Source organism: Pseudomonas helvetica, assembly GCF_039908645.1.
In the GTDB taxonomy this organism is placed as follows: Bacteria; Pseudomonadota; Gammaproteobacteria; order Pseudomonadales; family Pseudomonadaceae; genus Aquipseudomonas; species Aquipseudomonas helvetica.
This window is the reverse complement of record NZ_CP150917.1, coordinates 4,080,812-4,093,700: the sequence shown is the minus strand read 5'-3', so window position 1 is coordinate 4,093,700 and position 12,889 is coordinate 4,080,812. Positions and strand designations below refer to the sequence as shown.

Genomic DNA, 12,889 nt, shown 5'->3' with positions numbered 1-12,889 from the left:
CCTCCATGTGATATGCTCGGATATTCATCATTTCTACGATGGGCAGTGAACATTCATGTGGGTTCCCCAGCTAAGCGAGTTCAGCCAGCCGATGTATTTGTCGATTGCCGATGCGTTGGCGCGCGATATCAGCAGCGGCGTGCTGAGCGAAGGTGATCGTCTGCCGACCCTGCGGGAGCTGGCCACCACCTTGAATGTCACGCCGGGCACCATCAGTCGGGCCTACAGCGAAGCCCATCGACGTCGTCTGGTGCAGGGGGAAGTGGGGCGGGGCACGTATGTGCTCAATCAAAAGCAACTGGAACTGCCAGCCGGCAACAGCGCCGCGTCGCTGAACCTGGGGCAATCCGAATTACTCGATCTGTCGATCATCAAGCCCAGCAGCGAAACCCTGGAATACTGGTTGCGCGGTGCGTTGGTGGGCATGGCCAAGAGCACCGACTTCGCCCGTACCCTGGATTACGCGCCGGACGGCGGTCACCCGGCTCATCGCGAAGCGGGTGCGCAGTGGTTGCGCCATTCGTTGCCCGATGCGCAATGGCAGCAAGTGGTGATCACCGCCGGTGCCCAGCATGGCTTGATGGTCGCGATGAGCGCCCTGACCAACGCCGGTGACCTGGTGCTCTGCGAAGAACTTTGCTACCCCGGCATCATTTCCCTGGCTCATGGTCTTGAGCGCCGCCTGCGTGGCGTGCCGATGGACGATGAAGGGATCATTCCCGAAGCGCTGCGCGAACTGTGCCTGCGCGAGAGGCCAGCGATGCTGGTTTGCGTCGCGACCTGCCAGAACCCGACGGCGGCGATCATGTCGCAAAAACGCCGAGCACAAATTGCGGCACTGGCCGAAGAGTTCGACTTCATCATCCTGGACGATGACATCTACGGCTTCCTCGCCACCGATCCGTCGATCAAGCCGTTGTCGGCGTTTGCGCCGGATCGTTCGGTGTACCTGACCAGCCTGTCGAAATCGGTGATGCCGGCGCTACGCATCGGCTATCTCTATAGCCCGCCCAAATTGCTGTCGCGCCTGACCTCGATGGTGCGCAGCAGCGTCTGGATGCCGTCGCCGCTGACCGCGCAATTGGCCAGCAATGTGATTACCGAAGGCCTCGACAAAAACCTGATCCGCATCCAGCGCAACGAAGCCGCCGGGCGGCAAGCGATTGCCCAGGAAATATTTGCCAATTTCGAGCTCAAGACCCAGCCGTATTCCTACCACGTCTGGTTGACGCTGCCTGAGCCATGGACCAGCGACGAGTTCGCCATGCTGGCTCGGACTCACGGAGTGCTGGTGCTCAGTGGCACGCAATTTCAGGCCGAACGTTCCGGGATTACCCGCTGCGTGCGGGTGGTGCTGATGTCGCCCACCAGCCAGGACGAATTGCGCTTCGCCCTGACCAAGCTGACCAGCCTGATCGATTCCGACCCGCGACGTTACTACTGAGATCACGAGGGCGGCCTGGCCTGGAAGCAAAAAGGGCGCCCGAGGGCGCCCAAAATCACCTTAACCGAGGAGCCAGGTGAGGCCGTTCGTGTAACTGCGGCGGTGGTAAGGCGCTGCGTGAACGGAATTGCGTGACACGCCCGAAGGCGCACCGTTATCTATTCAGTGCTGTCGCGGTGAAACGCGACGGCGTTAAGCCGTCGCACCGATCTGTTGGGTAGCAGGTCGTTGTGAAGCCGGTTGCTTCCAGGATTCGCTGGCGGTCTGATCCATGGCTTCCTGGATCGCACGCTTGCGAGTGGCTTCGGCCTTGCGGCTGAAGTACCAGACCATGAAGGTCACGATCGATACCGCCAGCAGAATCAGGCTGGCCACGGCGTTGATCTCGGGTTTCACGCCCAGACGCACAGCCGAGAACACTTCCATCGGCAAGGTCGTGGAACCCGGCCCGGAGACGAAGCTCGCCAGCACCAGATCGTCCAGCGACAGGGCAAACGACATCATGCCGCCGGCGGCCAGCGACGGCGCGATCATCGGAATGGTGATCAGGAAGAACACCTTCAATGGCCGGGCACCGAGGTCCATGGCCGCCTCTTCGATGGACAGGTCCAGCTCACGCAAGCGCGCCGATACGACCACCGCCACATACGCGGCGCAGAACGTGGTGTGGGCGATCCAGATGGTGACGATGCCGCGTTCCTGCGGCCAGCCGATCATCTGTGCCATCGCCACGAACAGCAGCAACAACGACAGACCGGTGATCACTTCCGGCATCACCAGCGGCGCGGTGACCAGGCCGCCGAACAACGTGCGGCCCTTGAAGCGGGTGACTCGGGTCAGTACGAAAGCCGCCAGCGTCCCCAGCGCGACCGCCGCAATCGAGGTGTAGCAGGCAATTTCCAGCGAACGAACCACCGAGCCCATCAGTTGAGTGTTGTCCAGCAGGCCGACGTACCACTTCACCGACCAGCCGCCCCAGACGGTCACCAGTTTCGAGGCGTTGAACGAGTAGATCACCAGGATCAGCATCGGCATATAGATGAACAGCAGGCCGAGCACCAGCATCATTCTTGAAAATCCGAAACGGTTCATGCCCGTCCCTCCATCTCTTTGGCTTGGCTACGGTTGAACAGGATGATCGGCACAATCAGGATCGCCAGCATCACCACCGCCAACGCGGACGCCACCGGCCAGTCACGGTTGTTGAAGAACTCCTGCCACAGCACGCGACCAATCATCAGGGTTTCCGGGCCGCCGAGCAGTTCCGGAATCACGAACTCACCGACCACCGGAATGAACACCAGCATGCAGCCTGCGATGATGCCGTTCCTGGCCAGCGGGACGGTGATTTTCCAGAAGTTGTTGAAGTTGCTTGAACCCAGGTCCGATGCGGCTTCCAGCAGACTGCCGTCATGCTTGACGAGGTTGGCGTACAGCGGCAGCACCATGAACGGCAGGTACGCATACACCACGCCGATATAGACCGCGGTGTTGGTGTTGAGGATTTCGATCGGCTCTGAAATCAGCCCGGTCCAGAGCAAGAAGGCATTGAGCAAACCGTTGTTGCTGAGGATGCCCATCCACGCATACACGCGGATCAGGATGGCGGTCCAGGTCGGCATCATGATCAGCAGCAGCAAGACGTTCTGCGCTTCCTTGCTGGCCTTGGAAATGGCGTAGGCCATCGGGAAACCGATCACCAGGCACATCGCCGTGCTGAGGGCGGCCATTTTCAAGGAGCCCAGATAAGCCGAGATGTACAGCTCATCGTCGCCCAGCATGGCGTAGTTGCCGAGGTTCAACAGCAGCTGGAATTTCTGTTCGGCGAAGCTGTAGATCTCGGAGTAGGGTGGAATGGCCAGGGCTGCTTCGGAAAAACTGATCTTCATCACCAGGAAAAACGGCAGCATGAAGAACAGGCACAGCCACAGGAATGGAATACCGATCACGACTTTACGGCCGCTCGGCAAAAACCGCTGAAACTGCTGAGTGAGAGTGTTCATGCGCGCAGTACCACGCCGCTGTCGTCTTCCCACCAGACGTAGACCTGATCGTCCCATGTCGGGCGTGTGCCACGGCGTTCGGCGTTGGCCATGAACGACTGCACGATCTTGCCGCCAGGCAGCTCGACGTAAAACACCGAGTGTCCGCCGAGGTAAGCAATGTCATGCACCTTGCCCTGGGACCAGTTGTAACGGGTATCGGGTTTGAGGGTGCTGACCAGCATTTTTTCCGGGCGGATGGCGTAGGTAATCGACTTGTCCTGTACCGAGGTACTCACGCCGTGGCCGACGTAGATCTTCTGTTCCAGGTCCGGGCTGTGAATGATCGCGTGACCTTCCAGATCTTCTACAACGGTGCCGTCGAAGGCGTTCACGTTGCCGATGAATTCGCAGACCATGCGACTGACTGGCGCTTCATAGATATCGACCGGACTACCGATCTGCGCGATCCAGCCCAGGTGCATGATCGCGATGCGTTGGGCCATGGTCATGGCCTCTTCCTGGTCGTGAGTCACCATCACGCAGGTCACGCCGACGCGTTCGATGATTTCCACCAGTTCGAGTTGCATCTGCGAACGCAGCTTTTTGTCCAGCGCGCCCATCGGCTCATCGAGCAGTAGCAGTTTCGGGCGCTTGGCCAGCGAACGAGCCAGTGCCACACGTTGACGCTGACCACCGGAGAGTTGATGCGGCTTGCGCTTGGCGTACTGGGTCATGTGCACCAGCTTGAGCATTTCTTCGACGCGGGCTTCGATTTCACTGGCGGGCAGACGGTCCTGCTTCAGACCGAAGGCAATGTTCTGCGCCACGGTCATGTGCGGGAACAGCGCGTAGGACTGGAACATCATGTTGATTGGCCGCTCGTACGGCGGCATATCGGTGATGTCCACGCCATCGAGGTAGATCCGCCCTTCGGTCGGTCGCTCAAAGCCTGCCAGCATGCGCAGGAGTGTCGATTTGCCGGAACCCGAACCGCCCAGCATGGCGAAGATTTCGCCTTGGTGGATGTCCAGGGACACATCGTCTACGGCAATGGTTTCGTCAAATTTCTTGGTTACGCGGTCGACTCTCACCAGAACCTTTTTCGGTTGCTGATTACCTTCTAGAGCCTTCCTGTAAATGCTGGAGGCGTTTGCCATGTGAAACTCCCAACAGGTGTCAGTCGTCGGGCCAATACGGCCTGACTTAATAGTTGATTGCGAACCCGCACCGGGTACGGCCCTTGTAGGAGCCGAGCTTGCTCGCGATGGCGGCCTGCCAGTCAGCGTTGATGTCGACTGTCAGGGCCTCATCGCGAGCAAGCTCGGCTCCTACAAGGGTTACCCGTGTCGGTCGGGCTAATTCGGCGCCGCCGTCCTGGCTGCCTGGTCGTACTTGTTGTTATTGCGGTGTGTCGTTTTCGTGAGTCACGGATGCGCAAGGGCGCGCCCGCCCGACTCACGTGGGCAGTAAATGGATTAATCGAGTGTTCAGTCAGCGCGTATTACGCAGCGCCGTCCGTTGCCGACATGCGTCGCCAAACGCCTGGAAAATACTCAAGTAGGGAGGGTTGGCCAGGACCTGCCATTCCGGGTGCCATTGCACGCCGAGGGCGAAGGCCTTGCTGTGCTCTACGGAGATCGCTTCGATCAGGCCATCGGGAGCGATGGCTTCGGCGCGCAGGCCGGGAGCAAGTCGGTCGATGCCTTGGCTGTGAATCGAATTGACCTGGAACACCGGCGGCAATTCCAGCGCTTGGAACACACCGCCCGGTTGCACGCTGACCGCATGAGCCGGTGCGTACTGCACCGCCAGGTCCGGATGATCCGCTTCCCGGTGATCAAGCATGCCGGGCAATTCGTGGACCTTCTGATGCAAGCTGCCACCGAACGCCACGTTCATTTCCTGAAAGCCGCGACAAATACCGAGTACCGGAACACCGGCGGCAATCGCTGCGCGCAATAAGGGAAGGGTGGTGCTGTCCCGGGCAGGATCGTGATCCGTGCCGGGTGCGCTGGCGGGGCCTTGATAGTGGAAGGGCTCCACATTCGACGGCGAACCGGTCAGCAACAAGCCGTCGAGATGCGCGAGCAGCTCATCAATCTCGGTTAGTTCGCCTAAGGAAGGAATGACCACCGGCAGCCCCAGAGCCGCGACGCTGACAGCACGCAAGTACTTGTCACCGCTGACGTGGTAGGGGTGCAGGCCAATCTGTTTGACGCACGCAGTAACGCCGATCAATGGCTTGAGTGCCATTTTTATCACCTCGAAGTTTCACACTTGAACGAGCTTTTCCGGAGCTTAGCCTCGTTGATTTTAATTAACAACTCTCATGTAAAAAATTCTAAACGCAAAAACGGTCGGGAATCCGGGCTGGCGCGGGTTTTAGGCGCTAAAGAGGCCGATGAGTGGCTGAGTCGGCCAATAAATTCAACGTTAAAGGCGCTTCGTTCGCTATTGACTTCACTTTGCCTTTCGGATTGACTGGGCTCGTGAAAGTGCGGTGAACATAATAATTAACAGCTAATAGGTGCATCATGTCGGTCCCTCTGCGTGCCGTTCAACTCAACGAAGCAAACGCATTCCTTAAGAAATATCCTGAGGTTTTGTACGTCGACCTTCTGATTGCGGATATGAACGGTGTGGTGCGCGGCAAGCGCATCGAGCGCACCAGTCTTCATAAGGTTTACGAAAAAGGCATCAATCTGCCGGCGTCACTGTTCGCTCTGGACATCAATGGTTCCACGGTGGAAAGCACCGGCCTGGGCCTGGACATCGGCGACTCCGACCGAATCTGCTACCCGATTCCCGGCACCCTGAGCATCGAGCCTTGGCAGAAGCGCCCCACCGCGCAACTGTTGATGACCATGCACGAACTCGAAGGCGAGCCGTTCTTTGCCGACCCGCGTGAAGTGCTGGCCAATGTGGTGCGCAAGTTCGACGAGATGGGCCTGACCATCTGCGCCGCGTTCGAACTCGAGTTCTACCTGATCGACCAGGACAACGTGAACGGACGTCCGCAGTCGCCACGCTCACCGGTTTCCGGCAAGCGTCCGATGTCGACCCAGGTGTACCTGATCGACGACCTCGACGAATACGTCGACTGCCTGCAAGACATCCTTGAAGGCGCGAAAGAGCAGGGCATCCCGGCTGACGCCATCGTCAAGGAAAGCGCCCCGGCGCAGTTCGAAGTGAACCTGCACCACGTCTCCGACCCGATCAAGGCTTGCGATTACGCGGTGTTGCTCAAGCGTCTGGTGAAGAACATCGCCTACGACCATGAAATGGACACCACCTTCATGGCCAAGCCGTATCCAGGCCAGGCGGGCAACGGTCTGCACGTGCACATTTCGATTCTCGACAAAGAAGGCAACAACATCTTTGCCAGCGAGGATCCCGAGCAGAACGCCGCACTACGTCACGCAATCGGCGGTGTGCTCGAGACCCTGCCGGCGCAGATGGCCTTTCTCTGCCCGAACGTCAACTCGTACCGTCGTTTCGGCGCCCAGTTCTACGTGCCGAACTCGCCAAGCTGGGGCATCGACAACCGCACCGTTGCGGTCCGTGTACCCACCGGTTCTGCAGACGCCGTGCGGATCGAGCACCGGGTGGCCGGCGCTGACGCCAACCCGTACCTGCTGATGGCCTCGGTGCTGGCCGGTATTCACCATGGCCTGACCAACGAAATCGAGCCGGGCCCACCGGTCGAAGGCAACAGCTACGAGCAGAACGAACAGAGCCTGCCGAACAACCTGCGCGATGCACTTCGCGAACTGGACGACAGCGAAGTCATGGCCAGGTACATCGACCCGCTGTACATCGACGTGTTTGTGGCGTGCAAGGAAAGCGAGCTGGCCGAGTTCGAGAACTCCATCTCGGACCTTGAGTACAACTGGTATCTGCACACGGTCTGACGGCCAAACACCCGTCGGCTAAGGATGAGGGGGTGTACACAAAACATGTGTGCACCGCGAATCCCCTGTAGGAGCTGAGCTTGCTCGCGATAGCGGTGGATCAGTCGCCATCAATATTGAATGTGATGGCCTCATCGCGAGCAAGCTTTGCTCCTACAAGGCAATCGGTCCGACGATCACCTATTCCTCCGCGTTGAGTCACTTCAATGGCAATTACTCGCAGCGGCTGGGAGCAACGCTTCCAGTCCTTAACAATCGAAGGTCGGGCATTCATTGACGGCCACTACTGCTCGGCACTCAGTCGCGACACCTTTGAATGCGTGAGCCCGGTGGACGGCCGCTTCCTGGCGAACGTCGCCAGTACCGACGAAGCCGACGCGAATGTGGCGGTGCAGGTCGCACGCCGGGCGTTCGACTCCGGTGTCTGGGCCAAGCTGGCCCCGGCAGAACGCAAGCGCATCCTGATTCGTTTCGCCGATCTGATTCTGGCGAACCAGGAAGAACTGGCGCTGCTGGAAACCCTCGACATGGGCAAGCCGATCAGCGACTCCATGGCCATCGACATTCCAGCGACCGCCAACGCGATCCGCTGGAGCGCCGAGGCGATCGACAAGATCTACGACGAAGTTGCAGCGACGCCGCACGATCAGTTGGGCTTGGTCACTCGTGAACCGTCGGGCGTAGTCGCGGCCATCGTGCCGTGGAACTTCCCGTTGATCATGGCCAGCTGGAAGTTCGCACCGGCCCTCGCGGCGGGTAACTCGTTCATCCTCAAGCCTTCGGAAAAGTCGCCACTGACGGCAATCCGCATCGCTCAACTGGCGCTCGACGCGGGCATCCCGAAAGGCGTGTTCAACGTGCTGCCGGGCTTCGGTCACACCGTCGGCAAGGCGCTGGCGCTGCACATGGACGTCGACGTGCTGGCCTTCACCGGCTCGACGGCGATTGCCAAGCAACTGCTGATATACGCCGGGCAAAGCAACATGAAACGCGTCTGGCTGGAAGCCGGCGGCAAAAGCCCGAACGTGGTGTTTGCCGACGCCCCGGATCTGCGCGCGGCAGCTACAGCTGCGGCCAGTGCGATTGCCTTCAACCAGGGTGAAGTCTGCACCGCCGGTTCGCGTTTGCTGGTGGAACGTTCGATTCGCGAGCAGTTCATCCCGCTGCTGGTGGAAGCACTGCAAGCCTGGAAACCGGGGCATGCCCTCGATCCGGAAACCACCGTCGGTGCGGTCGTCGATCAACGCCAACTGGACAACGTGCTGCGCTACATCAGCATCGGCAAAGAGCAGGGCGCCCAACTGATCGCGGGCGGCAAGCGCACCCTTGAAGACACCGGCGGCCTGTACGTGGAACCGGCGATTTTCGACGGCGTGACCAACGCCATGACCATCGCCCGGGAAGAGATCTTCGGCCCGGTGCTGTCGCTGATCACCTTCGACACCGCTGAAGAAGCATTGGCGATTGCCAACGACAGCATCTTCGGTCTGGCCGCCGGGGTCTGGACCAGCAACCTGAGCAAGGCGCACACCTTCGCTCGCGGCTTGCGCGCCGGCAGCGTCTGGGTCAACCAGTACGACGGCGGCGACATGACCGCGCCGTTCGGCGGGTTCAAGCAGTCGGGTAACGGTCGGGACAAATCGCTGCATGCGTTCGATAAATACACCGAACTCAAAGCGACCTGGATCAAGCTCTAACACTTCTACAGCGGCGGTCGCAGGCAAGTGCCTGCGGCCGTTCGGGAACTCAATCATGCAAAAACATGTAAACAGCTACTACGCCGCAACCCGCAACGAGACCATCGATTTTCCGGTGCTCGAAGAGCTGGTCGAGTGCGATGTCTGCGTCATCGGCGCGGGCTACACTGGTTTGTCGTCGGCCCTGTTCCTCAGTGAAGCGGGCTACAGCGTCACCGTGCTCGAAGCCGCCAAGGTCGGCTACGGCGCCAGCGGTCGCAACGGCGGTCAACTGGTCAACTCCTACAGCCGCGACGTCGATGTCATCGAAGAGCGTTACGGCGACAAGACTGCCGAAGTACTGGGCAGCATGATCTTTGAGGGCGCGGACATCATCCGTTCGCGCATCAAGCAGTACGACATCAAGTGCGACTACAAGCCCGGCGGCATTTTCGCAGCGCTGAACAAGAAGCAGCTCAAAGGCCTGGCCGAGCAGAAAAGCAGCTGGGAGCGCTACGGCAACAAGAACCTGAGGATGCTCGACGCGGCCGAGATCAAGCGCGAAGTCGGTTGCGACAACTACGTCGGCGGCCTGCTGGACATGCAGGGCGGCCACATCCACCCGCTGAACCTGGCCCTCGGTGAAGCCGCGGCCATCATCGGCCTGGGCGGCAAGATCTACGAGCAATCAGCAGCGGTGGAAATCACCTACGGCGAGCCGATCACAGTGCGCACTGCCAAAGGCGTGGTGCGGGCCAAATACCTGCTGATCGCCGGTAACGCCTACTTGCCTCAGGACCTCGACAACCGCGTCACCCGCAAGAGCATGCCTTGCGGTTCGCAAATCGTCGTCACCGAGCCCTTGTCGGCCAAAGTCGCCAAGAGCCTGATCAGCAACAACTACTGCGTCGAAGACTGCAACTACCTGCTTGATTACTACCGCCTGACCGCCGACAACCGTCTGCTGTACGGTGGCGGCGTGGTCTACGGCGCCCGCGAACCGGACGACATCGAGCAACTGATCCGCCCGAAAATCCTCAAGACCTTCCCGCAATTGAAGGACGTGAAGATCGACTACCGCTGGACCGGCAACTTCCTGCTGACCATGTCACGCATGCCGCAATTCGGTCGCATCGAGAAAAACGCCTACTACATGCAGGGCTACAGCGGCCACGGCGTCACCTGCTCGCACCTGGCTGGCAAACTGATCTCGGAAATGATCCGCGGCGACGCCGAACGCTTCGACGCGTTCGCCTCCCTGCCGCACATGCCCATGTTCGGCGGCCGCACCTTCCAGGCCCCGCTCACCGCCATGGGCGCCGCGTACTACGCACTGCGTGACCGTTTCGGTATCTAGGTTGCACCTCGCCGGCGGCCACCGCAAAATGGGGCCGCCGGCTTTTTTATCAGCCGTTTATCGAACCTGCTGAGCAACATCAGCAAACGTGATTTAATAGCCGCCTTTCACGGTTCCGGGACAGGGGAACGGCGTGATACGCGGCCACCGCGCCCACCCGTCACCCACCCCCATTACCCTTAAGTCGTTCTCACATAAGGCTGTCATGGATACGGGTTCTCGACTCAAATTAGTACGCGAAAGCTACAAACTGTCCCAGCGCGAGCTGGCCCGGCGTAGCGGCGTCACCAATGCCACCATCTCCCTGATCGAACAGAATCGAGTCAGTCCTTCTGTCAGCTCCCTGAAAAAGCTCCTCGAAAGCATCCCCATGTCTTTGGCGGACTTCTTCACCTTCGATCAACCGCCCCAAGAGCACAAATACGTCTTCCGCGCCAACGAGCAGCCCGACCTGGGCCGTGATGGCCTGCGTCTTTTGCTGATCGGCGCGTCGGTGCCGAGTCGCCAGATGCGTCTGTTGCGCGAGCAATACGCACCGGGTGCCAGTTCTGGCGAAGAGCCGATTGTGCATGTGGAAGGGGAGGAGTGTGGGCTCGTTACCCGTGGCACGGTTGAGCTGACCGTGGATGGGCAGATCAGTGTGTTGAATGCCGGGGATGGGTACTACTTTCCGACCACACTACCGCACCGGTTTCGGAATATTGGGGCGGATGAGGCGGAGATCATTAGTGCGAATACGCCGGCGAATTTTTAATTAAGCAGATGATTCAGCGCTTTCAATGATCTGATGCATGGCTATAATGTTTTCAAATATTGTAGCCGTGATGGATCATGTATTTATGAATTTTAGCAAAGCTCGCTATTATATTTGGATAGGCTCGCTTATCTTCGGCTCGGCAGGGCTGTATACGCTAATAATTGTTGGTGGGGTAAAGCAAGTGGTGCCTTTGGAGGGTGTCTATTTGCGCGGAACCTACATTGCTACATATGTAGTTATTAGCTTTTTTGGCTTGCGTTTTTATATTCCTAGACTGCGTAATGTGTGGCTTGGCGGGATGATGGATGAGAAGTATATTAGTTTGCGTGGTTCTTGGATTGGCATGGTCATTGGAGCCATAACTGGGACCATGATTTTTATGCCACAGGTGAAAAAAATTGAGTTTTTAGAGGGTTCGCCTTATTTGCTGGTTGCAGCAGTTGTGTTCCTTGTTTTTATGTTGACCTTGGTCTTCTTGAGTTTTTATGCTGGGCGGTCGCGGCGTAGGCGATGATTGAGTTTTTCGCACTCATGGTTGCTTATTTTCAGTTGTTACGTTGCTCTCGTTTATCATTGTTTTTGATTGTCATGGCGTCGACTAACGCTTCGAAAGCCAAAGCGAGCCTCCCCATTTGTTTGTAGGCCATTTCATAGTTGATAGGGTCGTGGTTGAATAACTGCATCGAGCCGGGCTTTCGAACAAGCTTTGATAAGCCGTTTATAGATAAGTACACGTCCATGGAGTAGTAGGCCATATTACCCTCGTAAATGCTTCCAAGCCGGTCCTGATAAAACTCTCGAACAGGCCCTACCACCCCGGGTGCGCCAGGGCCATTGTAGATATTGCCTGCGCCTTCATAGATGTTATTGAATCCATGCGCGATTAAAGGTATTCCGGGTACTACGGCCAAACCTCTTGTGCTCCCTAAAATGCTGGCGCCAGCCTCCATCTGCATGGCTCCCGCCACCATCCCCGCGCCGTTTTGAGCATAAAAAAGCACCTTGGACGATAACTCGGCATACTCCTCTCTGATTTCTTGTAATCCCTCCCGTGCGCTGATGATACCTTCATCAACCGCTTGGATAATTTCATCAGCATAAGAAGAAACAATCGAGCTAAATTGAAGCTGAAAAAAACTATCGTACAGCTGCGTAGCACCGATAGAACACCCGAACGCAACAAGATCGGACGCAGCTTTGGTCACGTCGTGAATGTCACAGATGTCATCACTCATCCTCGTTTCCCCAAGTACTATAAGCACACGTGCCCGCCTGAATGTGCGTCCAACTGATATCGCGATAACGAATGGATACTAATTCTTGCGGTTGGGCATCGCTCCTATATGTGGAGTGAGGTACTTGAAGGGTGATGTGGGCAATTTTCGCCCCCGTGAGTCGTATTGAGTAATATTTATCCTGGCCGCCCGCGGGTGATGTTCGATAAAAATGGATAGTGCACTCCACCTCTTCTCGCTCATGAAGCGCACTGGCCAACAGTGGCGATGATTTATCAATGTTCTTGGTAATCATGATAGGCAGGTGCTTGCCGCGACCGCCTGAACCTCCACCGTCATTACCCGTAATCATGTTGTGCGAGTAAGCCAAAATCATGATTTCGTCTTCATGATCAGTTTGACATTTATTACCGATGGAGCTTAGACCGGAACACCCGGCGGAAATCAAACCTTGGCGTTTGCCGGTAATGCTCATGTAACCGTGATTGGCCATAGGTGTCACTCCTTTTAGTCAGCTGAACACT

General features: G+C 58.0%; 12 protein-coding genes. 6 read left to right on the top strand and 6 right to left on the bottom strand.

The annotated features are described in order from the left end of the window. The first annotated feature begins 55 nt into the window (after nucleotides 1-55). A complete protein-coding gene (locus AABM55_RS19020) occupies nucleotides 56-1,444 on the top strand; it encodes a PLP-dependent aminotransferase family protein (protein ID WP_054598127.1) in 1,389 nt (462 codons plus the stop codon). Nucleotides 1,445-1,636: 192 nt separating this feature from the next. On the opposite strand, the gene AABM55_RS19015 is transcribed toward AABM55_RS19020, so the two are convergent. From AABM55_RS19015 to AABM55_RS19000, 4 genes are all read right to left on the bottom strand, one after another. Further along, entirely contained in the window at nucleotides 1,637-2,536 is a 900-nt protein-coding gene (locus AABM55_RS19015; RefSeq protein WP_103320239.1) for an ABC transporter permease subunit, read from the bottom strand. Beyond that, the gene (locus tag AABM55_RS19010) at nucleotides 2,533-3,414 is read right to left on the bottom strand and encodes an ABC transporter permease subunit (protein WP_162174759.1); all 882 of its coding nucleotides are present in this window, start codon (nucleotides 3,412-3,414) and stop codon (nucleotides 2,533-2,535) included. The genes AABM55_RS19015 and AABM55_RS19010 overlap by 4 nt, the downstream gene beginning before the upstream one ends. Nucleotides 3,415-3,443: 29 nt before the next feature. Next, nucleotides 3,444-4,586 carry an ABC transporter ATP-binding protein gene (locus tag AABM55_RS19005; protein WP_054598125.1) on the bottom strand — a complete coding sequence of 381 codons (1,143 nt, stop codon included), beginning with the start codon at nucleotides 4,584-4,586 and terminating at the stop codon, nucleotides 3,444-3,446. Between the two features lie 334 nt (nucleotides 4,587-4,920). After that, nucleotides 4,921-5,682 (bottom strand): gamma-glutamyl-gamma-aminobutyrate hydrolase family protein, encoded by a 762-nt coding sequence (locus tag AABM55_RS19000; protein WP_347927321.1) that lies wholly within the window; start codon nucleotides 5,680-5,682, stop codon nucleotides 4,921-4,923. A gap of 281 nt (nucleotides 5,683-5,963) precedes the next feature. Here AABM55_RS19000 and AABM55_RS18995 point away from each other — a divergent pair, with 281 nt between their 5' ends. From AABM55_RS18995 to AABM55_RS18975, 5 genes are all read left to right on the top strand, one after another. Then, complete coding sequence (locus tag AABM55_RS18995; RefSeq protein WP_054598123.1) at nucleotides 5,964-7,340, top strand: glutamine synthetase family protein; 1,377 nt, start codon at nucleotides 5,964-5,966, stop codon at nucleotides 7,338-7,340. 206 nt (nucleotides 7,341-7,546) lie between these two features. Next, on the top strand, nucleotides 7,547-9,037 hold the full coding sequence (locus AABM55_RS18990) for an aldehyde dehydrogenase (RefSeq protein ID WP_347927320.1): 1,491 nt from the start codon (nucleotides 7,547-7,549) through the stop codon (nucleotides 9,035-9,037). Nucleotides 9,038-9,089: 52 nt separating this feature from the next. Next, nucleotides 9,090-10,373 carry an FAD-binding oxidoreductase gene (locus tag AABM55_RS18985; RefSeq protein ID WP_054598389.1) on the top strand — a complete coding sequence of 428 codons (1,284 nt, stop codon included), beginning with the start codon at nucleotides 9,090-9,092 and terminating at the stop codon, nucleotides 10,371-10,373. 205 nt (nucleotides 10,374-10,578) lie between these two features. Next, a complete protein-coding gene (locus AABM55_RS18980) occupies nucleotides 10,579-11,127 on the top strand; it encodes a cupin domain-containing protein (RefSeq protein WP_054598121.1) in 549 nt (182 codons plus the stop codon). A gap of 37 nt (nucleotides 11,128-11,164) precedes the next feature. Then, a complete protein-coding gene (locus AABM55_RS18975) occupies nucleotides 11,165-11,644 on the top strand; it encodes a hypothetical protein (protein WP_347927319.1) in 480 nt (159 codons plus the stop codon). Between the two features lie 31 nt (nucleotides 11,645-11,675). Here AABM55_RS18975 and AABM55_RS18970 read toward each other — a convergent pair whose 3' ends face one another. Next, complete coding sequence (locus AABM55_RS18970; protein WP_347927318.1) at nucleotides 11,676-12,365, bottom strand: DUF4225 domain-containing protein; 690 nt, start codon at nucleotides 12,363-12,365, stop codon at nucleotides 11,676-11,678. Next, a complete protein-coding gene (locus AABM55_RS18965) occupies nucleotides 12,358-12,858 on the bottom strand; it encodes an Hcp family type VI secretion system effector (protein ID WP_054598118.1) in 501 nt (166 codons plus the stop codon). The genes AABM55_RS18970 and AABM55_RS18965 overlap by 8 nt, the downstream gene beginning before the upstream one ends. Between the last annotated feature and the right edge of the window lie 31 nt (nucleotides 12,859-12,889).

Excerpts from the sequence above, each read along its gene's own strand:
- AABM55_RS19020 (WP_054598127.1), top strand. The coding sequence starts at position 56 with ATGTGGGTTCCCCAGCTAAGCGAGTTCAGCCAGCCGATGTATTTGTCG.
- AABM55_RS19015 (WP_103320239.1), bottom strand. The coding sequence starts at position 2,536 with ATGAACCGTTTCGGATTTTCAAGAATGATGCTGGTGCTCGGCCTGCTG.
- AABM55_RS19005 (WP_054598125.1), bottom strand. The coding sequence starts at position 4,586 with ATGGCAAACGCCTCCAGCATTTACAGGAAGGCTCTAGAAGGTAATCAG.
- AABM55_RS19000 (WP_347927321.1), bottom strand. The coding sequence starts at position 5,682 with ATGGCACTCAAGCCATTGATCGGCGTTACTGCGTGCGTCAAACAGATT.
- AABM55_RS18995 (WP_054598123.1), top strand. The coding sequence starts at position 5,964 with ATGTCGGTCCCTCTGCGTGCCGTTCAACTCAACGAAGCAAACGCATTC.
- AABM55_RS18990 (WP_347927320.1), top strand. The coding sequence starts at position 7,547 with ATGGCAATTACTCGCAGCGGCTGGGAGCAACGCTTCCAGTCCTTAACA.
- AABM55_RS18980 (WP_054598121.1), top strand. The coding sequence starts at position 10,579 with ATGGATACGGGTTCTCGACTCAAATTAGTACGCGAAAGCTACAAACTG.
- AABM55_RS18975 (WP_347927319.1), top strand. The coding sequence starts at position 11,165 with ATGGCTATAATGTTTTCAAATATTGTAGCCGTGATGGATCATGTATTT.
- AABM55_RS18970 (WP_347927318.1), bottom strand. The coding sequence starts at position 12,365 with ATGAGTGATGACATCTGTGACATTCACGACGTGACCAAAGCTGCGTCC.
- AABM55_RS18965 (WP_054598118.1), bottom strand. The coding sequence starts at position 12,858 with ATGGCCAATCACGGTTACATGAGCATTACCGGCAAACGCCAAGGTTTG.